General features: G+C 68.1%; 17 protein-coding genes and 1 tRNA gene. 9 read left to right on the top strand and 9 right to left on the bottom strand.

Annotated elements, in window-relative coordinates; genetic code table 11:
• Positions 1 to 149 precede the first annotated feature (149 nt).
• A complete protein-coding gene (locus tag ACN2C7_RS04140; protein ID WP_419254172.1) occupies positions 150 to 587 on the top strand; it encodes a helix-turn-helix domain-containing protein in 438 nt (145 codons plus the stop codon).
• 81 nt (positions 588 to 668) lie between these two features.
• Here the strand turns inward: ACN2C7_RS04140 and ACN2C7_RS04135 are convergent, their stop codons facing one another.
• A complete protein-coding gene (locus ACN2C7_RS04135; protein WP_419320017.1) occupies positions 669 to 1,022 on the bottom strand; it encodes a PilZ domain-containing protein in 354 nt (117 codons plus the stop codon).
• Between the two features lie 171 nt (positions 1,023 to 1,193).
• Complete coding sequence (locus ACN2C7_RS04130; RefSeq protein ID WP_419320015.1) at positions 1,194 to 2,405, bottom strand: methionine gamma-lyase; 1,212 nt, start codon at positions 2,403 to 2,405, stop codon at positions 1,194 to 1,196.
• Between the two features lie 111 nt (positions 2,406 to 2,516).
• Between ACN2C7_RS04130 and ACN2C7_RS04125 the strand changes: the two genes are divergently transcribed.
• Positions 2,517 to 2,978, top strand: a complete 462-nt coding sequence (locus tag ACN2C7_RS04125) for an Lrp/AsnC family transcriptional regulator (RefSeq protein ID WP_419320013.1) — start codon at positions 2,517 to 2,519, stop codon at positions 2,976 to 2,978.
• On the opposite strand, the gene ACN2C7_RS04120 is transcribed toward ACN2C7_RS04125, so the two are convergent.
• The gene (locus ACN2C7_RS04120; RefSeq protein ID WP_419320011.1) at positions 2,975 to 3,799 is read right to left on the bottom strand and encodes a DUF2306 domain-containing protein; all 825 of its coding nucleotides are present in this window, start codon (positions 3,797 to 3,799) and stop codon (positions 2,975 to 2,977) included. The genes ACN2C7_RS04125 and ACN2C7_RS04120 overlap by 4 nt on opposite strands.
• 112 nt (positions 3,800 to 3,911) lie before the next feature.
• On the opposite strand from ACN2C7_RS04120, the gene ACN2C7_RS04115 reads away from it, so the two are divergent.
• From ACN2C7_RS04115 to ACN2C7_RS04100, 4 genes are all read left to right on the top strand, one after another.
• A complete protein-coding gene (locus ACN2C7_RS04115; protein WP_419320009.1) occupies positions 3,912 to 4,943 on the top strand; it encodes an AraC family transcriptional regulator in 1,032 nt (343 codons plus the stop codon).
• Between the two features lie 147 nt (positions 4,944 to 5,090).
• Positions 5,091 to 5,594, top strand: coding sequence for an RNA polymerase sigma factor (locus tag ACN2C7_RS04110; RefSeq protein WP_419320007.1), 504 nt, complete (start codon positions 5,091 to 5,093; stop codon positions 5,592 to 5,594).
• Positions 5,591 to 6,517 carry a FecR family protein gene (locus ACN2C7_RS04105; protein ID WP_419320006.1) on the top strand — a complete coding sequence of 309 codons (927 nt, stop codon included), beginning with the start codon at positions 5,591 to 5,593 and terminating at the stop codon, positions 6,515 to 6,517. The genes ACN2C7_RS04110 and ACN2C7_RS04105 overlap by 4 nt, the downstream gene beginning before the upstream one ends.
• Before the next feature lie 111 nt (positions 6,518 to 6,628).
• Positions 6,629 to 9,520, top strand: a complete 2,892-nt coding sequence (locus ACN2C7_RS04100) for a TonB-dependent receptor (protein ID WP_419320005.1) — start codon at positions 6,629 to 6,631, stop codon at positions 9,518 to 9,520.
• 191 nt (positions 9,521 to 9,711) lie between these two features.
• On the opposite strand, the gene ACN2C7_RS04095 is transcribed toward ACN2C7_RS04100, so the two are convergent.
• From ACN2C7_RS04095 to ACN2C7_RS04075, 5 genes are all read right to left on the bottom strand, one after another.
• Positions 9,712 to 10,428 carry a DUF2786 domain-containing protein gene (locus ACN2C7_RS04095; RefSeq protein WP_419320003.1) on the bottom strand — a complete coding sequence of 239 codons (717 nt, stop codon included), beginning with the start codon at positions 10,426 to 10,428 and terminating at the stop codon, positions 9,712 to 9,714.
• Positions 10,429 to 10,558: 130 nt separating this feature from the next.
• Positions 10,559 to 10,635 (bottom strand) — tRNA-Met (locus ACN2C7_RS04090).
• 105 nt (positions 10,636 to 10,740) lie between these two features.
• A complete protein-coding gene (locus tag ACN2C7_RS04085; RefSeq protein WP_419320002.1) occupies positions 10,741 to 11,826 on the bottom strand; it encodes a glycosyltransferase in 1,086 nt (361 codons plus the stop codon).
• 95 nt (positions 11,827 to 11,921) lie between these two features.
• Positions 11,922 to 13,037: an NAD(P)/FAD-dependent oxidoreductase gene (locus ACN2C7_RS04080; protein ID WP_419320001.1), complete on the bottom strand. Its 1,116-nt coding sequence runs from the start codon at positions 13,035 to 13,037 to the stop codon at positions 11,922 to 11,924.
• Positions 13,034 to 13,336 (bottom strand): hypothetical protein, encoded by a 303-nt coding sequence (locus ACN2C7_RS04075; RefSeq protein ID WP_419254151.1) that lies wholly within the window; start codon positions 13,334 to 13,336, stop codon positions 13,034 to 13,036. The genes ACN2C7_RS04080 and ACN2C7_RS04075 overlap by 4 nt, the downstream gene beginning before the upstream one ends.
• A 143-nt stretch (positions 13,337 to 13,479) precedes the next feature.
• Here ACN2C7_RS04075 and ACN2C7_RS04070 point away from each other — a divergent pair, with 143 nt between their 5' ends.
• Positions 13,480 to 14,661 (top strand): DUF418 domain-containing protein, encoded by a 1,182-nt coding sequence (locus tag ACN2C7_RS04070; protein ID WP_419319999.1) that lies wholly within the window; start codon positions 13,480 to 13,482, stop codon positions 14,659 to 14,661.
• A gap of 125 nt (positions 14,662 to 14,786) precedes the next feature.
• Here the strand turns inward: ACN2C7_RS04070 and ACN2C7_RS04065 are convergent, their stop codons facing one another.
• The gene (locus ACN2C7_RS04065; RefSeq protein WP_419319998.1) at positions 14,787 to 18,230 is read right to left on the bottom strand and encodes an indolepyruvate ferredoxin oxidoreductase family protein; all 3,444 of its coding nucleotides are present in this window, start codon (positions 18,228 to 18,230) and stop codon (positions 14,787 to 14,789) included.
• 141 nt (positions 18,231 to 18,371) lie between these two features.
• Here ACN2C7_RS04065 and ACN2C7_RS04060 point away from each other — a divergent pair, with 141 nt between their 5' ends.
• Both ACN2C7_RS04060 and ACN2C7_RS04055 read left to right on the top strand, forming a co-directional pair.
• On the top strand, positions 18,372 to 18,869 hold the full coding sequence (locus ACN2C7_RS04060; RefSeq protein ID WP_035045585.1) for an Lrp/AsnC family transcriptional regulator: 498 nt from the start codon (positions 18,372 to 18,374) through the stop codon (positions 18,867 to 18,869).
• Positions 18,850 to 20,160, top strand: a complete 1,311-nt coding sequence (locus tag ACN2C7_RS04055; RefSeq protein ID WP_419319997.1) for an SMP-30/gluconolactonase/LRE family protein — start codon at positions 18,850 to 18,852, stop codon at positions 20,158 to 20,160. Before ACN2C7_RS04060 ends, ACN2C7_RS04055 begins: the two co-directional genes overlap by 20 nt.
• Positions 20,161 to 20,189: the final 29 nt, after the last annotated feature.

Here is a 20,189-nt window from a genome sequence, read left to right as displayed (position 1 = left end):
CTGTTCGACCGTCTCCTGAAGGCGCAAGCCCACCCTGAACCCATATCGGGGTGGGTATGGGGCCTGTATGCGCGACCTAATGCCGCGCCTGACTTTCCGGGCCGTCACGGTCGTGTCATGTAAGTCAGACAACCTTTGGAGGCGAAATCATGGGCGAAGAAACCGAGGGCCGGCGACCCAATCCGGTCGACCTGCATGTCGGCGGGCGCGTTCGGATGCGCCGCAAACTGCTGGGCGTCAGCCAGGAGCAACTGGCCGATTCCCTGGGCCTGACCTTCCAGCAGGTCCAGAAGTACGAGCGCGGCGCCAACCGCGTCAGCGCCAGCAAACTGTATGAGATCGCCAAGACCCTGCAGGTGCCGGTGTCGTTCTTCTTTGATGGCCTGGCCGACCCTATGGGCGGCTCGGAAGCCGATGACGCCGGCCTGCACGCCGAACGCATCGTCCAGGAATTCCTGACCACGCCCGAAGGCCTGGAACTGGCCGAGGTGTTCCCGCGCATCGCGCGCGGCCGGGTCCGTCGCCAGGTGCTGGATCTGGTCCGGGCGATGGCCGACGACGCCGGGCGCAACGAAGCCGCCGCCTGATCACTCTACTGTCCAGCGCAACAAAAGGCCTCGGCGGGCGACCGTCGAGGCCTTCTTGCGTCCGGGTCGCCCCATAGAGCCTTAGCTTGCCGAGATCCGCGCCTGCGAGGCTGCCCAGATGTTCTTGGCCGTCCGCGCCGAGGCGTGGGTCAGGCCGCGCAGGTCATGGGTCTTGAGGATCTTGAAGCCGACCTCACGCTCCTTGTGCCAAGCCATCTGGACATCATGGGCCAGGCCGGCGGCCAGATCGACAAGCTGGGCCTTGGCGGGAGGCGCCGCGCCGGCCAGCATCTGCACGCGAACGCCGGCGTCGGAAACGTCGCGGATCACGCAGTCCCAGGCGAAGGCGCCACAGAGCAGCTTTCCCGCCCTGTGGGTCGAGATACGGGCCGCACCCCGCCGATCACCATCTGCGCCTGGCGCGTACTTGGACATGAAGTCATAAACGCATGGCGCGGTTAATCGGCCGTGCAGGCGAAGCGATTTTGTCGCTCCTGCGCCCTTAGACCTCGCACAAGCCGCTGAAACCCCGAGGCTTTTGCCGGAAACCCAACATGCCCCGCCGCCCCCGGATCATGGCGCCGCGCCCTTAACCTTTGAGGGCCGTCAGGCGACCACCGGCGAGGCCGCCCGCTCCAGCGCGCCGGCCAGATCGGCCAGGATGTCGGCCTCGTCCTCCAGGCCGATCGACAGCCGCACCAGCCCCTCGCCGATGCCCGCCGCCGCCCGCTCCTGGGCGCTATAGGTCGAGTGGGTCATGCTGGCCGGATGCTGGATCAGGGTCTCAGCGTCGCCCAGCGACACGGCCCGACGGATCAGGGTCAGGCGGTTCATCATCGCCACCCCGGCCGCGTGCCCGCCGGCCAGTTCGAAGGCCATCATGCCGCCGGGCAAGGCCATCTGGCGCTGGGCCAGGTCATGCTGGGCAAAGCTCTTCAGTCCCGGATAGAAGACCCGCGTCACGGCCGGATGGGCCTCCAGCCAGGTCGCGACGCTGGCTGCGCTGGCGCAATGCTGGCGCATGCGCAGGGCCAGGGTCTTGAGGCCGCGCATCACCAGAAAGGCCGTGAAGGGCGACATCACCGCCCCGGTCATGTCCTTGACCCCGGTCAGCCGCACGCGGGCCATGTCTTCCACCCCGCCGACGGCGATGCCGCCGATCAGGTCGCCATGACCGCCCAGATACTTGGTCGCCGAATGCACGACGATGTCGGCGCCCAGTTCGATCGGCCGGGTCAGCAGCGGGGTGGCGTAGGTGTTGTCGACCACCAGCTTGGCCCCGCAGGCCCGCGCGACCTTCGCGGCGCCGGCGATGTCGACCAGGCGCATGTTGGGATTGGCCGGGGTCTCGAAATAGATGATCCGGGTCTTGTCCGACACCACCGCCGCCAGGGCGTCCATGTCGGTCATGTCGACCTGGGTGACGGTGACCCCGAACCGCGAGAGGCCGTCACGCATGAAGGCGAAGGTGCAGCCATACAGGGTCTGGTCGGTGACCACCTCGTCGCCCGAGCGCAGGAAGCTCCACATCACCGCCGTGATCGCCCCCATACCCGAGGCCGTGGCGACGCCGGCCTCGGCGCCCTCCAGCGAGGCCACCCGGCGCTCCAGCAGGTCGGTCGTCGGGTTGGAGATCCGCGAATAGAAGTGCCCCGGCCGCGTGCCGGCGAACATCTCGCCGCCGGCCTCGGCGCTATCGAAGGCGAAGGTCGAGGTCAGGTGGACGGGCGGGGTCAGGGCGCCGTGCTCGTCAGCCGGATCATAGCCCGCGTGGATCGCCCGCGTTGAAAAGCCGCTCTCGATGAGGTCGCGCGCCATGGCTGTGCTCCGTTGCTACGGCACGAGATTGGCGCGGATTCATCGGCGGAAGATTGCCAAGTCTGCTAGTGCAGGCATCAGTTTTGGCAGATTCCACCCCGAGGAGCCGATATGGACGCCAAGGACCGTCAGATCATCCGCGAACTGCAGAAGGACGGCCGCCTGACCAACCAGGACCTGGCCGACCGGGTGAACCTGTCGCCCTCCCCTTGCCTGCGCCGGCTGCGCCATCTGGAAGCCGAAGGGGTGATCACCGGCTACACCGCCCTGGTCGACCAGAAGGCCTATGGCCTGCCGATCACTGTCTTCATCCGCGTGCGGCTGGATCGCCATGGTCAGGACGTGGTCAAGGGCTTCGAGGACCAGGTGGCGCGGATCGACCAGATCCTCGACTGCTTCCTGCTGGCCGGCGGCGACGACTATCTGCTGCGGGTGATCGTCGAGAGCCTGGAGGCCTATGAGGACTTCATCCGCCGCCGGCTGCACGCCATCCCCGGCATCGCCTCGATCGACACCAGCTTCGCCTATGGCGTGGTCAAGCAGACGCGGGTGTTTCCCCTGGCCGGAACCTAGAGCCTGGGCAGCCACATCCCCATGGTCGCGCCGAAGATGCCGACGCTCATGGCCAGGGTCAGGACAAACAGGGCCAGCGCCATGCCGGTCCTGGCCAGCGCCCCGCCCCGGTCGCGGGCCACCATGTAGACCTCCAGCACCGCCAGCGGCAGCAGCACGTGGGCGAAGGCCAGGAAGATGTCGAACGGCCCGGTGAAGGTGTCATTGTGGCCCACCGGCGCCCTGTGGATGACGAACCACAGCATCATCCCCACCCGGTAGAACCAGACCCCGTACATCAGCACGAACAACCGCAGGGCCCAGCGCTGGTGCAGGGCGATCCGGCGGGCGGCGGCGTGACGCCAGGCCAGGACGGCGCAGACGATCACCAGCACCGCGTTCAGCGTGTTGCCGACCGCCATATAGTGTCCGGCGACCGCCCCGCGCGTGAAGGCCACATAGAGACCTGAGCCGCTGATGATCAGGGCGATCAGCAGAAACAGCCGGCCGTTCCAGCGATGCAGGGCCGGGATGCGCGACCGGATCTGCGGGACCAGTTGCAACGCGCCGCTGAAGCTGACGAGTCCGGCCGCGAACAGGTGGACGCCCAGCACCGCATTGCCGCCCAGATCGCCGGGATTGAAGCCGTGCCCGGCCGGCAAGACCGTGTTCCAGCGCGTCCACTCGCCCCGCAGCGCGCTGACGCCATAGAGGGTGACGATGTAGTAGCCGAACACCCACAGCCCGACGACCAGCGCCAGATACCACAGCGCCGCCGAAGCCCTGAGCGCCAGGGTGGCCGCCGCCAGCCCATCCATGCGACGCGCCGATACCGATGTCATTCTGCCTGCCTGTTTCCGAAACGCTTCAATGCGAGCCGCAAGATCCAGGCTAGGAACCGGCCGCGCGGGCCGCCATGATCGCGGGGGCCAGATTCTTGACCCTGGAGACCAGATGCGCGGATCGACGGTTTCAGGCGGCTTCGCCAAGGCGCTGATGGACTTCGCCGTCTCCCTTGGAGCCGACCGCGAAACCCTCGCGGCGCGGGCCGGCATCGCAGTCGAAGACCTCGCCGACCAGGACAGCCGCATCCCGATGGACCGCTACAAGGCCCTGATGAAGGCCGGCCAGGACCTCTGTGGCGAGCCCGCCCTGGCCCTGCGGTTCAGCGAAGGCACGCGCTTTGAGGAGCTGTCGATCGTCGGCCTGATCTGCAAGGCCGGCGAGACCATGGGCGAGAGCCTGCAGCAGCTGAGCCGCTATTCCCGGCTGGTCACCGAGATCGACGGCCTGGGCGTCGAGCAGCGCTTCCAGCTGGTCCGGCAGGGCGAAGAGCTGTGGCTGGAAGACCGGCGCCCCGATCCCAACGATTTCCCCGAACTGACCGAAGGGGCCTTCTCGCGGTTTGCCTGCGAAGTGACCCGCAGCCATGGCGACGTGCCGTTCGTGACCGCGGTGCACCTCACCCATCCCCGGCCCGGCTACAGCGCCGAATACGACCGCATCTTCAAGGCGCCCGTCGCCTTCGACCAGCCCCGCAACGCCCTGCGGATCGAAGCCTCGTGGCTGGCGGTCAAGACCCACAAGCCCAATCGCTATGTCTTCGGAATCTTCAACGAACACGCCGAGACGCTGCTGAAACAGCTGGAAACCAGCGGGACCACGCGCGGCCGGGTCGAGACCCTGCTGATCCCGCTGCTGCATACCGGCGACCTGGCCATGGACGCCGTCGCCAAACGTCTGGGCCTCAGCCGACAGACCCTCTATCGCCGCCTGAAAGCCGAGGGCGCCAGCTTCGACGCGGTGCTGGACGATCTGCGTCGCCGGATGGCGCTGGACTATCTGGGGAGCAAGAAGCTGTCGGTCAACGAGACCGCCTATCTCGTCGGCTTCTCCGACCCCAGCGCCTTCTCCCGCGCCTTCAAGCGCTGGACGGGCGATAGCCCGCGCGGCCGCAAGGGCGCGCGGGCGACGACATCTGGCTGAAGGCGGAAGACCGTCCTGGTGGCCAAGGCGCTTGTCCAGCCGTCGACGCATCGTGAAAACTGTCATCAACGCGTGGTAGCGCCGCCGGATGCCAGCCAGAAGCGCGCCCGTTTCCTTTACGATCGACCGCGTCGATGACGGGCGCTGATGACTGATCTCGCCAGCCTGCGCGCTCAGCGTCATGACCTCTATCACTTCATCGTCCGCCGCACGCGCGACCCGGCCGCAGCCGACGACCTGGTGCAGGAAACCCTGCTGCGCCTGATGACCTACGAGCAGGCGCGAAACGTCGTGGACCGGGCGGCGCTTGGCTACAGGATCGCGCTCAACCTCGTCCACGACCACTTCCGCCATCACAGCCGCCGCGCGGTCCAGGCGCTGAACGACGACATTCCCTGCGAGGCCCCCGCTCCGGAGCAGATCCTGATGCATCGCCAGAAGGTTGAGGTGTTCGGAAAGGCGCTGGACGCCATGCCGCCCCTGCGGCGCGACGTCTTCATTCGGCGACGGCTGCACGGCCACTCCACCCGCCAGATCGCCGCCGAGCTGAACATGAACGAGGCGGCGGTCGAGAAGCATGTGGTGCGGGCGCTGGAGCAACTGCATCGCGAAATGGCCAAGGCCGAGCGTCGCGCCGGGGGCCGTCCATGAGCGGGTCTCGACAGCAGGCCGCGCTCTGGGTGGCGCGACGCCTGGATCGCCAGGCGCAGGACGACCGGGACTTCGAAGCCTGGCGCGCCGCCGATCCTGCCAACAGCGCGGCCTTCGACCAGATCTGGACCACGGCGCAGGATGTGGCGCTGATCGAGGCCATGGCCCTCGATGTCCAGCGCCGTTCGATCCGGCGACCGGCCTGGGCGCCCGTCGCGACCCTGGCGGGTGGCTTGGCGGCCTGCGTCTTCGCCCTGGTGCTGGCCTGGCCCCAGCTGCAGCTGATGACTGTGGAGCCGATGACGGTCCAGACGGCGCCGGGCAGGATCCGCTCCGTGGCCCTGGCGGATGGCTCGAAGGTCACCCTGGACGGCGCCACCAGGCTGGAGGCGCGGATCGGGACCCACCGCCGCGAGGTCCGACTGATTACCGGCGAGGCCTATTTCGATATCGCCCACGACGCCGCGCGTCCGTTCACGGTCAGCGCGCCGGAGGGCTCGGCCCGTGTGCTGGGCACCGCCTTCAATCTGGAGCGCGGCGACGGCAAGCTGGAACTGTCGGTGCATCGCGGCAAGGTGCGCTTGGCGCCGGCGGGCCTTGTCCATCGCACCGCCGACCTGACACCGGGACAGCAGGCCTTCGCCAAGGAGGGTCGACTTTCCCGATTGCGCGCCTTTGATCCGTCGGCAGACGACTGGCGGTCGGGCTGGCTGGAGACCGATGGCGTGACGCTGGCGCGGCTGGTCGAGCGCCTCAACCGCGCGTCGATGACGCCGATCGTCATCGACGACCCCGCCCTGGGCCGTCGACGCGTGGCCGGCCGGTTCCGCCTCGACGAGCCCGAGGCCCTGGTGCGCAACCTGGCTCTCGTCCACGGTTTCCGGGTCCGCGAAGAGGCCGGCAGCTTGGCGTTGTCCCGCTGACAACCCGGGCGTCGCGGAAACTTCACAAAATTCCCTGTCCGGGATCCGGGTCGGCCGACGTCTTCACCACCGAAGCCGGCGAACGCGCCGCGCGAATTCGGGGATGACGCGATGACCTCCAAAACCTTTGCCTGGCTTGGCGCGACGTCCGCCGTCGCCCTGCTGGCGGCCTCTCCTGCCCTGTCGGCGCCCGCGCCCAAGCCCGTCCTGGCCATCCCGGCCGGCGATCTGGCCTCCGCCCTGCCGGCCTTCTCGCGCGCCACCGGCCTACAGGTGCTGGCCGATCCGGCTCTGCTGGCGGGCAAGCGCACCGGCGGCGTCAGCGGCGAGCTGAACGTCGAGAGCGGCCTGGCTCAGCTGCTGCGCGGCACGGGCCTGACCTATGTCCGCAACGGCGGCGCGGCGATTCTGCGCCCGGCCGTCCAGAAGATCTCGACCGCCCCGGCGTCCCGCACCGAGGCCGCCGCGCCGGTCGCCGAGGCGCCCCAGGAGGCTTCCAGCACCGTCGAGGAGATTGTCGTGACCGGCGGCTTCGCCAACTCGCTGGCCAAGGCGCTGTCGGAAAAGCGCAAGGCGGTCAATGTGGTCGATGGCATCTCGGCCGAGGACATCGGCAAGTTCCCGTCCAACAACATCGCCGAGGCCCTGCAGCGGGTGCCGGGCGTGGCCATCACCCGCGACCGGGGCGAGGGGCTGTTCGTGCGCGTTCGGGGCCTGGGCCCCAACTTCCAGATCGTCACCCTGAACGGCCGCAGCGCCGCCGTGAACGAGAACATGCGCGACAGCGGCCAGAGCGGCCGTCAATTCCGCTTTGACACCCTGCCGTCAGAGCTGGTCGCCGGCGTCGAGGTCGGCAAGACGCCCCTGGCCTCCCTGGACGAAGGCGCGATCGGCGGTGTGGTCGACATCAAGACCTTCCGTCCGCTGGACCTGGGCCGCAGCACCCTGGCCCTGTCGGCCACGGCCAGTCGGCCAGAACTGGCCGGCAAGACGGATCCGCGCGTCTCGGGCCTGATCAGCTGGACCAATGACGCCCAGACTTTCGGCGTGCTCGCGGCGGCTGTGTTCGATCAGCGCACCTTGCGCCAGGACCGCATCACGGGGGTGAGCTGGAGCTATTCGGACCCGTCCACGACCCTGGGCAAGACCATGATCGCCCAGGGGATCAACCTCTATCCGACCGCCATCCGCCCGACCCTCGAGCGCGAGGATCGCGAGCGCAAGGGCGTGGTGTTGTCGGCCCAGTATCGGCCGAGCGAAGAAACCGAAGTGACCTTCGACGCCAGCTACACCAAGCTGGACGATCACTATGACGAGCTGACCTATTCGGTCGACCAGGGCGTCGCCACGCTGGTTCCCGGCTCGGCGGTGATCAAGGACAATGTCCTGGTCGGCGGCACGGTCACCTCGACCACCCAGATCGGCCGCGAGGTCAGCGACCTGGCCCACGACAACCTGATGGTCGCCGGCAAGATCCGCCAGAAGCTCGACGACTGGACCCTGACGGCCGATGTGGCCTACGCGCGCGCCTATTCCGAAACCTCCAAGCCGATCACCCGCACCCGTCTGCTGGGCGCGATCGGCCAGACGACCTTCGCCATGACCAGGGCCGACGACGACGCCGTGCCCAGCGTCAAGCTGCTCACCGCCAATCTGAGCAACCCTTCGCTGCTGCCGTTCCGCCGCGTCGAGTGGCGGATCAACAACTCCACCGACGACGAGAGCGCCATCCAGTTCGACGCCGAGCGGCCGGTGTCCTGGGGGCCGCTGACCCGCGTGCAGTTCGGCGTGAAGTACCGCCAGCGCTCGCGCGACTATAACCGCGCCGACATCAACTTCACGACCAACCTGGCCGGTAAGTTCTTCGGCGCCGACTATTTCGATGCGTTCCCGGTCAGCGACTTCCTGAGCGATGTCGACGGGACCTTGCCCAACACCTGGGCCATGCCCGATCCGGCCGCGTTTTGGGCCGTGGCCGACAAGACCCAGAAGGGCACGGCCCGCGCCGACCGTCGCAATTCGTACCATGTGTCGGAAGATATCGGCGCCGCCTACGCGCTGACCGACATCGACTCCAAGCTGTTGGGCGCCGGGCTGCGGGGTCAGGTCGGCGTGCGGCTGGCCCAGACCAAGCAGGTCTCGGCGGGCTATGCCGACAACGGCACGGCGGCGATCCCTGTGCGCTACGAGAAGACCTATAGCGACGCCCTGCCGACCGCCAACTTCGTGCTGGAACTGTCAGAGACCCTGCAGGCCCATGTCGCGGCGGCCAAGGTCATTACGCGTCCGTCCCTGGCCGACCTGGCGCCCCGCCTCACCCTGAACTCGTCGGGCACCGTGCTGACCGCCGTCGGGGGCAATCCCGAGCTTCGTCCCTTCGAGGCCTGGCAGTACGACGCGACGCTGGAATGGTATTTTGCCCCCGGCAGCGCCCTGATCGCCGGCGCCTTCTACAAGGACATCACCACCTTCGTTTACAGCCAGAAGACCAACCTCGTGGTCGACGGCCAGACCTATCTGCTGACCTCGCCGACCAATGGCGGCAAGGCGACGATCAAGGGCGTGGAGCTGGCCTATCAGCACCTGTTCAAGAGCCTGCCCGCGCCGTTCGACGGCCTGGGCTTCCTGGCCAACTATACCTACACCGACACCGAAGCGACCTATTCGCCGACCCTCAAGGACGAGATGGTCAACGTCGCCAAGAACAGCTTCAACGTCACCGGCTTCTACGAGAAGGACCGCTTCGCGGCCCGCGCCAGCTACAGCTGGGTCGACGATGTGCTTCAGGACGTCGGCGGGGTTGGCCTGTCGGCGCTGAACGACAGCGCCTTCGGCTCGCTGGACGCCAGCGTCAGCTACAAGATCACGCCTCAGATCACGGCGGCGGTCGAGGCCCAGAACCTGGCCGATGCGGCCCAGTGGCAGTTCGTCAAGGGCGGCTGGTTCGGCGGTTACACCAAGTATGGCCGCACGGTGAGCCTTGGCCTGCGGGCCAAGTTCTAGGACGTCCCTTTCGATACCGCCTTCCCCTCAACTGGTCCGCTCGGTTCGCTGAGCGGGCCATTTTTTTGAGGGCGTCATGCTCTGGTCAAGGACGCGCAAATAGCCCGTCGATCTCGCTGTGAATCACGTCCGGGCTTCTCAGCCTTTCACGCCGCGCCCGATAGCGGGCGAGGCGCCGGCGGCCGAGGTCGTCACGGCTCCCGGATAGCCCGAGAGAGGGCCAGGGCCGCGCCCGCCGCGCCGCCGGCGTCGTAGGCCTCTGGCGACACCATGCGGGTCGCGCGGCGCATGGTCTTTAGCTTGAGATCGAGCTTGTCCAGTTCGGCGTCGACGACCGACGCCTTGAGGACGACGAGATCACGCCCGGCGCCGGTGTTGGCCTGGTCGCGCCGGGCCTTCATCGCCGTCAATTTGGCAGCGATGGACGCGACCATGCCCAGGGTGAAGGACGCATTGGCCATGTGTCGCTCCTGGTGCCGGAACCGCTGATAGTCGGCACTGGTCTTGTAGCGGCCGAGTTCGGAGCGAACGGCGAGATCGATCAGTTCGGTCAGGCAGTGCGCGGCTTCAACATCGGATCGGAGCCCAAAAAAGACGTATCGCGCCTCGCCTGCCGGGTTTTTTTCGCGCCAGACCCGGCAATCGCAGAAGTCCGCGATCGCGCCAACGCAATCGTCCAGCGGTATGCGCTTGTTGCGATGGGTCTCGTAGTCGCGCCGCTCGCACGGCGCATCCCGGATTTCGACATCGGTCAGCGACAGGTCGTAGCGATCCAGCAACTCGGCGACCTTGGCGGCGGCTGACAGAGCCTCGCCTTCGGTGCAGCCGTTGTCGGTGGTCTTGGCGCGCAGCCCCTGGATGCGGGTCTTGAGCCTATCGAGGGCGGCGAGATCGGGATTGTCGTTCACGGATGAATCCCGAAAAGGTCGACTTCGCGCACCATCGGCGCCGGCCCATCAGGTTTGCCTGAGCGCCCGTACGGTCCAGCGTAGCGGGCGAACAAGGCCCGACAAACCCGTGTGTCGTGGAAATCCGTCCTGGTGGTTGGAGGCGGGATCGAACCGCCGACCTGTGGGTTATGAATCCACCGCTCTAACCATCTGAGCTACCCAACCGTTCCAGAACGGAGCGGCGTCATACGCTCTCGCGGCCTAGGCATCAAGCCTGCAAGCGCGATCCGCCGAAGTGGCCGCCGGTTCGGCGCCAGATCGCGCTTCCACTTAGAAAAGAGCCTTCCCGGGACGGGAAGCCCCGTCCCGGGAAGGCTCGAGCATCCGATCCAACACCGCTTCAAGACGCCGCGCCAGGCGGGCCGAGCCATAGTCGCGCAGCACGGTCTCGCGGGCGCGCTGGCCCATGGCGCGGGCGAGGTCGGGCGCAGCGATCAGGTCGGCCAGGGCGTCGGCCAAGGCCACGGGATCATCGGGCGGCACGAGGCGGCCGGTTTCGCCGTCCACGACCATCTCGACCGGGCCATCAATGGCCGACGACACCACCGGCAGCGCCACGGCCATGGCCTCCAGCAGGGCCAGGGGGAAACCCTCCTGGTGCGACGGGAAGGCGAAGAGGTCACCCATGGCCAGGAAGCCCGAGACGTCAGCCGTCCAGCCGATCAGGCTGACGGCGGCGCCCAGGTCCAGCTCGGCGATCAGGCGCTCGAGATGGGCGCGCTCCTCGCCCTCGCCGGCGATGTCGCACACCACGTCCAGGCCGCGGGCGCGCAGCAGACCGATGGCGCGGATCAGGATGTCGAAGCCCTTCTTGGGATGCAGCCGGCCGGCGGCCACCACCCGGATCGCCGTGCCCGGGGCGGCGAAGGGATCGGCCTGGGCGGAGGGCTCGGCCACCGCGTTGGGCACGAAGTGGGCCCGCGCCGACGGCACGCCGCGCGCTACGGCCAGCTCGGCCAGATGGCGGCCGACGCAGATATAGTGGGCGCCCTCGATCACATCGAAGACCGGCTTGTGAACGCAGACCGCCTGCACCACGCCCGTCGGCGCCAGACGGCCAAACAGCCGCGCCGGGCGCTGGCCGTGGCTGAGGATCAGGCCCGGATGAACCGTCTCGACCAGTCGCCGGGCGGCGCCCACGGTCCAAGGATCCCAGTCGGTAAAGGCGGGCATCAGCGCCAGCGGCGGCGAGCGCATGGCCTCGGCCCCGCTGACCGCCCCGCCCCGGCGCACCACGCCCGTGCAGGTTCCGCCGTGCTTGGCGGCATAGGCCTCGAGGATCGGCTGGTAGTCGAGGAACACGCGCTCCAGACCGCCCAGCCCCTTGCCCAGCATGGCGTGCAGGATGTTGGTCAAGGCGGGTCTCCGATACGGCGAGGCGCGCGGACCATCTGCGGGTGGGTCGGGCGTGTCAATCTAGAGCCTGCGGCGGCCGGCGCCGCCTGGCCGGCCTAGTCCAGCAGCCGCGCCGCGACCTCTTCGCCGATGGCCAGAGAGCTGGTCAGGCCGGGGCTCTCGATGCCAAACAGCGCCATGAGGCCTGCAAGGCCGTGGTCGTCCTGGCCGCGCAGCTGGAAGTCCGGCTGCGGCTCGCCCGCGCCATGCAGCTTGGGCCGCACGCCGGCATAGTCGGGGGTCAGGGCGCCGTCGGGCAGGCCTGGCCAGAACTTGCGGATATAGGCGGCGAAAACCTCGGCCCGGGCCGGGTCGACGGAATAGTCCGGCTCCGGCACAAATTCCAGATCGGGGCCGAACACCGCCTGGCCACCCAGGTCGTTGCGATAGTGGGTGCCCAGGGCGCCAGGGATCGGCGGCGGATAGATCAGCCGCTGGAACGGCGCCTTGCCGGTCAGGCGGAAATAGACGCCCTTGCCGAAGTGGCCCTTGGGAATGCCATCTTCCGGATAGCCTTCGATCCGCGCCGCCACTGCCTGGGCCGACAGCCCCGGCGCGGTAACCAGCAGCCGGCAGGTCAGGGTGGTGGGCTCGGCCCCGCCGGCCCGCACCGAGAAGCCGCCCTCGGCCAGGGCTTCCGCGCCCTCGAACGGCGTGGCGATCACCACCGCCCCGCCGGCCGCCTCGATCTCCCCCTGCAGGGCCAGCATGTAGCCGTGGCTGTCGAACACGCCGCTTTCCGGCGACAGCAGGGCGGCGTGGGCGTTGAGGCCGGGCTCCATGGCCCTGGCCTGTTCGCCGGTCAGGCGCTCCATGCCCTCGACATCATTGGCCAGAGCCTGGGCCCAGATGCCGTCGAGGCGCGCGACCTCCTCGTCGCTGGTGGCCACCACCAGCTTGCCGCACTTCTTGTAGGAGACGTTGTGCCGGTCGAGGAACGTGTAGAGCAGGCGTCGCCCCTGCACGCACAGCCGCGCCTTCAGCGAACCGGTGGCATAGTAGAGCCCGCCGTGAACCACCTCGGAATTGCGCGACGACACGCCCTGACCGATATGGCCCTGCTCTTCCAGCACCGCCACGACCAGGCCACGCTTGGCCAGCGCATAGCCGCAGGCCAGGCCCACGGCGCCGGCGCCGACGACGACAGCGTCGAAATCAAAGGTCTCGCTCACTCGTCGGCGGCCTTGGCCTGCGCCTTCAGGTTGGTCAGCATCTGCGTCAGCGAGATATTGCCGGCGACCGGCTCTTCGGGATCGACCAGGTCGAAATCCAACTCGTCCAGCAGCGCTTCGAGCTGCTCGGAGCCTCCGACGATCTCGGCGGCGCGGCGATAGTTGAGCTCGGCCAGTTCGGCGGCGACGCCTTCGTCCAGCGACGCGAACTCGCCCCGCTCCACCCGGGCCTGCAGATCGGCGGCGTCCTCGGCGGAAAGCTGCACCGTGACGTGAGGGGGATCGAGCGGTCTGGTCATGGCGCAGAGCCTACCACGAACGCCCCGCCGTGCGACACCTCGGCGGCGCGGGCGGTTGACAAGCCGGGCCACGGCGGCAAGGTCCGACCAATGACAGCGCTAGTCAGGCCACTGGCGGCGCACTGTCCAAGGGGGGGCCAGCCATGAACCGCGACGCGCCGAACGTCTCCACGCGCAACGACCTGATCGACACGCTGCGGGCCTTCGCCCTGATCGGCGTGTTCATGGTCCATATGTTCGAGCAGTTCGAGATCTACTGGGCTTCCCCCCAGCAGACCCTGACCCACACCCTGATCACCACCCTGATGATGGGCAAGGCCTTCGCCCTGCTGGCCCTGTGCTTTGGGCTGAGCTTCTTCTTGCTGATGGACCGCTCGGCCCGACGGGGCGAGGACTTCTCGGCGCGCTTTGTCTGGCGGATGGCGCTGCTGGCCGTGATCGGCATGGTCCACGGCCTGATCTATCGCGGCGACATCCTGGTGGTGCTGGCCCTGCTGGGAATCCCGCTGATCCCGTTCTATCGCGCCTCGACCAAGGCGCTGGCCGGCGCGGCGGCGCTGTTCCTGCTGCAGCCGTGGATGTGGATGCAGATCGCGATCGCCGCCTCGGGCGCGCCCTGGGCCAATACGCCGCCCCACCACTGGACCGACCCGGCCCTGGCGCTCTACCAGACCGCAGACCTCGCGGCGGTGCTGAAGACCAACCTGTTCGAAGGCCAGCTGACCAAGTGGTGGTTCTTCATCGAGACCGGCCGGCTGAGCCTGGTGCTGGGCCTGTTCCTGATCGGGCTGATGCTGGGCCGCAGCGGCTTTCTCGACGCGCCGCAGCGCTTCATCGTCCAGCGCCGCGTCGCCCTGGCCGTGCTGGCGACCACGGCCCTGGCGCTGTACCTGGCCAAGCCGCACCTGACCGCCCTGCTGCCCGAGACGCCCAAGCCCGGCATGGCCCGGGTGATGGCCGGCAATCTGCTGGGCGGCTGGTTCGACATGGCCCTGATGGGGACCTATGTGCTGCTGATCGTCGAGGCCTATCAGGGCTTGGCCGGCAACGCACTGCGCCTGCTGGCCCCGATAGGCCGCATGACCCTGACCTTCTATGTCGTCCAGTCGCTGATCTGGGTGCCGGTGTTCTACGGTTTTGGCCTGGGGGCGTGGAAGACCCTGCCGCAAGGGGCCGCCCTGGGGCTGGGCGCCGGTTATCTGGTGATCCAGGCGGTCATCGCTCAACTGTGGTTCCGGCGCTTCGCCTATGGCCCGCTGGAGTGGGCGTGGCGGGTGGCGACGTACCGGACTTGGAAGGTGCCGTTCGTCAGGCGGGTGGCGTAACCCTCAAGCCCTATTCCTTGTCATCCCGGTCGTAGCGAAGCGAAGAGCCGGGACCCAGGGGCCGGCGCAGTGCGGCGGCCCCTGGGTCCCGGACAGCCTCTGCGAGGCTTCCGGGATGACAAGATTTAGTTCGCTTTCCACTGCTCCCACAGCTTGGCCTCAGCAGCCTTGGCCGTGACCACCGACGCCTCCTTGACGTGGCCGTAGCCGCGGATGGCCTGCGGGATCTCGGCGATCTTCAGGGCCAGCGGCAGGCTCTCGGGCCGCAGACCGGCTGACAGCCGATCCAGCGTGACCGCGTAGTCCGCCATCAGGCCGCGCTCCATCCGGCGCTCCTCGGTGGCGCCGAAGATGTCGAACGGGCCGCCGCGCAGGCCCTTCATCTTCGCCATCAGCGGGAAGGCGTAGTCGAGCATCCAGCCGCCGAAGGCGATCTTCTTGGGCTTGCCGTCAGGACCCTTGCGGGCGATCAGCGGCGGAGCCAGCCAAACCTTGGCCTTGCCGCCCTTAAAGGTGCCGGCCAGCTCGGCCGCGAAGCGACCATCCGTATACAGACGGGCAACCTCGTACTCGTCCTTGTAGGCCATCAGCTTGTAAAGATTGACCGCCGCCGCGCGGGTCAGCGGCAGGGCGCTTTCGGCGCCGCTGATCGCGACCTCGGCGGCGCGCACCTTGGCCACCTTGGCGGCGTAGCGGTCCGCATAGGCGGCGTTCTGATAGGCGGTCAGCTCGGCCGTGCGCTTGGCGATCAGGTCGTCCAGCGGCATCGTATCGGGCGTGGCCACGGCGTCGACCTTGGGGCCGGCGGCCGTGGGATCGTGGGCGATGCGGCGGCCCAGCTCGAAGGCCTGCAGATTGGCGTCGGCCTCGACCCCGTTCAGCTTGATGGCCCGGTAGAGGGCGCGGCTGGACAGCGGAATCACGCCGCGCTGCCAGGCAAAGCCGACCATGATCATGTTGGCGAAGATCGCGTCGCCGAACTGGCTTTCGGCCAGATGCTGGGCCGGGCAGGCGTCGAACGACTTGGACGCCGCCTTGACCCGCCGGGCCATGGCGCCGCTGTCGAACTTGACGTCGCGACTGGTGACGAAGTCGGCGGTGGGCGCGAAATCGCTGTTGCCGAAGGCCCGCGTGCGATCCTTGGCGTAGAGCGACAGGCCTTCCGGCGAGGCGGCCACCAGCAGGTCGCAGGCGATCAGCACGTCGGTGCTGGCGGCTGGCACGCGGCCGCCGACCACGGTGTCTTCGGTCTCGCCGATCTTGACGTGGCTGAACACCGAACCGCCCTTCTGGGCCAGGCCGGTCATGTCGACCACACTGCCCGAGCGCCCGTCGATATGGGCGGCCATGGCCAGGATCGAGGCCACGGTGGTCACGCCCGTGCCGCCGACGCCGGTGAACAGGATCTTGCGCACGCCGGTCAGCGGCTCGAATTCGGGCAGAGGCGTCGAGTCCGCCGTCAGGGCGGCGGGAGCCTTTTTCGACTGCGCGCCCTCGGCCCCTTCCAGGGTGATGAACGACGGGCAGAAGCCTTCGACGCAGGAATAGTCCTGATTACAGCTGGACTGGTTGATCTTGCGCTTGCGGCCAAACTCAGTGTCCAGCGGCTCGACCGAGACGCAGTTGGACTTCACCGAACAGTCGCCGCAGCCTTCGCAGACCAGTGGGTTGATGAAGACGCGCTGGGTCGCCTTGGCCATGGTGCCGCGCTTGCGACGGCGGCGCTTTTCGGTGGCGCAGGTCTGGTCGTAGAGCAGCACCGTGGTCCCAACCGTGTCGCGCAGCATCTTCTGCACGGTCATCAGCTCGGATCGCGGGAAGACCTCGACGCCCGGGGCCAGATCCCTGACCTCGGCGTAGCGTTCCAGCTCGTCGACGACGATGACCGTCTTCGTCACACCTTCTGACGCCAGTTGGCGGGTGATCTGGGCGGGGGTGAAGCCGCTCTCGGCCTTTTGGCCGCCGGTCATGGCGACGGCGTCGTTGAAGAGGAGCTTGTAGGTGATGTTGGCCTTGGCCGCGATCGCCGCCCGGATCGCCAGCGAGCCGGAGTGGTTGTAGGTGCCGTCGCCCAGGTTCTGGAAGACGTGCTTCTCAGTAGTGAACGGCGCCGCGCCCACCCAGGTCAGGCCCTCGCCGCCCATGTGGGTGTTGAGGTCGGTCGCGGGATCGTTGAAGCCGGCCATGTAGTGACAGCCGATGCCCGCAAGGGCCCGCGAACCTTCCGGCAGCTTGGTCGAGGTGTTGTGCGGACAGCCCGAGCAGAAGAACGGCTTGCGGGCCTGGTCGGCGGCCAGGCTGACGGCGGCGACGCCGGCGGCCGAGACGCGGTCCAGATAGGCCCGGGCCCGTTCCATGTGCGGCCCGTCGGGCAGGCGGTCATAGATGGCCAGGGCGATTTCGGCGACCGACAGCGAGCCCAGCTCCGACAGCAGCGGGTGATGGTGCTCGTCGGTCTTGCCGATGATGCGCGGGCGGGCCTGCGCCGGCAGGTCATAGAGCGCGGCGCGCGCCTGGGGCTCGATCAGGCCACGCTTGTGCTCGATCACCATCAGGGTCTCGAGACCGGCGGCAAAGGCGCGGATGCCCAGCGGCTCCAGCGGCCACGGCATGCCGACCTTGTAGATCGACACGCCCAGGTCGGCGGCTTCCTGCAGGGTCATGCCCATGGCCGTGAAGGCCTCCAGCACATCCTTGTAGGCCTGGCCCTGACAGACGATGCCCAGGCGCGCCTTGCCGACCCGCACATGCGAGGCGCCCAGCACCACGCGGTCGATATGGTTGGCGCGGGCGAAGGCCAGGGCGGCGGGAATCTTGTGGAGGCGGAGGCGGCGCTCCTTCTCCATCGGCTGGTCCTTCAGCCTGATGCCCAGACCGCCGGGCGGCATGGCGAAGTCGGGGATGATGATCTTGTGGCGGTCCAGCGAGACGTCGATGGTCACGCCGCTATCCATGGTGTCAGCCAGGGCGATCATGCCGGTCCACAGGCCGGTGAACCGCGACATCGCGATCCCCATCAGGCCGTAGTCGAGCACTTCCTGCACGTCGGCCGGCGACAGCACCGGCATTTCGAAGTCCTGGAAGGCAAACTCCGACTGCGACGGCAGGGTCGAGGACTTGCAGGCATGGTCGTCGCCGGCCACGGCCAAGACGCCGCCGGTCGGGAAGCTGCCAGCGAAATTGGCGTGCTTGAAAACGTCGCCGGTGCGGTCGACGCCGGGCGCCTTGCCGTACCACATGCCAAACACGCCATCATGGGTCGCGCCCGGGAACAGGTTGGCCTGCTGGCTGCCCCACACGGCGGTGGCGGCCAGGTCTTCGTTGAGGCCTTCCTTGAAGACCACGTCATGGGCGGTGAGCAGCTTGTTCAGGCGCGCGGCCTGCTGGTCGAGGCCGCCCAGGGGCGAGCCGCGATAGCCGGAGAGAAACCCTGCCGTATTCAACCCTGCCTTGCGGTCGAGACGCTTGCGATCGAGCAAAACCCGGATCAGCGCCTGCACGCCGGTGATGAAGGCGCGACCATCTTCGAGAAGATATTTGTCGTCTAGAGTGACTTCCGAGTGCCTCATGGCAAAAAAATTCCTCCCGGGTCTTCTCGCCCGCCCAGCAATATCTTATAGAAACGCGGAAATTGTTTGCCCAAGGCGTGCCCTACCCATGGCCGCTTTCGGCACGATCGCCGCGCCAAATGACCTCTGGGGGAGGAATTCTTGTCCGAACAACTCGACGCCGTGGATGCCAAGATCCTCGATCTCATCCAACACGACGCCGGACTGTCTGTCGCGGAGATCGCGGAGCGAGTCGGATTGTCGTCCAGCCCGTGCTGGCGGCGGATCAAAAGGCTGGAAGACGCCGGCGTCATCCAGCGTCGCGTGACCATTCTTGACCGCGAGAAGCTGGGTCTCGGCTTCGAGGTCTATTGCACCGTCAAGCTGTCGCTGCCGACCAAGGAAAACCTCGACACCTTCGAGCAGGCCGTCGGCAAGTGGGCCGAGGTCGTGCAATGCGCCACCGTCACCGGCGCCGCCGACTACGAGATGCGCATCGTCACCCGCGACATGCGCGCGTTCGATGAGTTCCTGCGCGACAAGCTGCTGTCGCTGGGCCTGGTGTCCAACATCGAAAGCCGGATCGTGATCCGGGGGGTGAAGAACTCGACGGCGGTGCCGCTGGGTCTGGTCAGCCCCTATGTCAGCCCCTTGGGCTAAGGCGCTCGCGAGCGTCGCCTTCGGCGCGCTCGCCTTTGCCCTCACTACGCTGTCTGGGGCCACGCCGTCCCTGGCCGAGGGACGGCTGGACGCCTTCCGCCGCCTACGCGCCGAGGGCCTGGCCGCCGCCAAGGCCGGCGACATGGCTGCGGCTCAAGCCCGCATCAGCGAGGCGGTGACGACCCTGCCGTCGCACCCCGGCGCCATCCTGCTGCTGGCCCGCCTGAAGGCCGCCGACGATCCCGCCGGCGCCGTCGCCCTGCTGGCCCGCCACGCGGCCATGGGCCTGACCCACAACGCCTCCGCCGATCCGGTCCTCAAGGCTCTGGCCGAGCGCCCCGACTACGCCCCGGTCGCCGCACGGGTCGCCGTCAACCGCCAGCCGGTCGGCGCGCTGAAGCCGGTCAAGGACTTCGCCGGCCCGGTCCTGACCGAGAGCGTCGCCTATGACAGCAAGACCGGTCGCCTGCTGGTCAGCCAGATCCATACCCGACGGATCGTCGCCATCGGCAAGGACGGCGCGGTCTCAGAGTTTACGGCGCCCTCCGACGACATCTGGGGCGTGTTCGGTATCGCCATCGATGCGCCGCGGCGGATTCTATGGGCCCTGACCGCCGCCACGCCCCAGGCCAAGGGCGTCGCCGCCACCGATCTGGGCGCGACCGCCCTGCTGCGCATCGATTTGGACACCGGCAAGATCCTGGCCCGCCACGCGCCGCCCGCTGACGGGGCCAAGCGCCAGCTGGGCGACCTGACCGTGGGTCCCGCCGGCGCGGTCTACGCCTCCAATTCCCTGGGCGGCGAGATCTGGCGACTGGAAGCCGGAGCCAAGGCGCTGGACCGGCTGGTCTCCTCGCCCGAGTTGGGTTCGCCCCAGGGCCTGGCCCTGACCGCCGACGGCAAGCATCTGCTGGTCGCCGACTATTCCAGCGGCCTGCACGTCATCGATCTGGCCAGCGGCGCGGTCTTGCCGGTCGCGATCCCGCCGGATGTCACCCTGCTGGGCGTCGATGGCTTGGCCCGCGCCGGCCAGACCCTGATCGCCGTCCAGAACGGCGTCGCGCCCCAGCGGCTGCTGCGCCTGTGGCCGACGCCGGACGGAAAGCGCCTGACCCGAGTCGAGACCCTGGCCGCCAACCTGCCCGAGCTGGACGAGCCGACCAGCGGCGCGATGCGCGGTGACGACTTTGTCTTCGTGGCCCGCAGCCAGTGGACCGACTTCGGCGACGACGGGCTGAAGACGGCGGAGCCCAGAGCCGCGCGGGTCATGGGCATCGCTGTTTCGCGCTAGCGCGAGGCGCATTTCGACAAGACGCCCAC

The organism is Caulobacter sp. ErkDOM-E, assembly GCF_048541895.1.
Classification (GTDB): domain Bacteria; phylum Pseudomonadota; class Alphaproteobacteria; order Caulobacterales; family Caulobacteraceae; genus Caulobacter.
The sequence above is the reverse complement of the archived record's forward strand: the minus strand, read 5'-3'. Positions and strand labels throughout refer to the sequence as shown.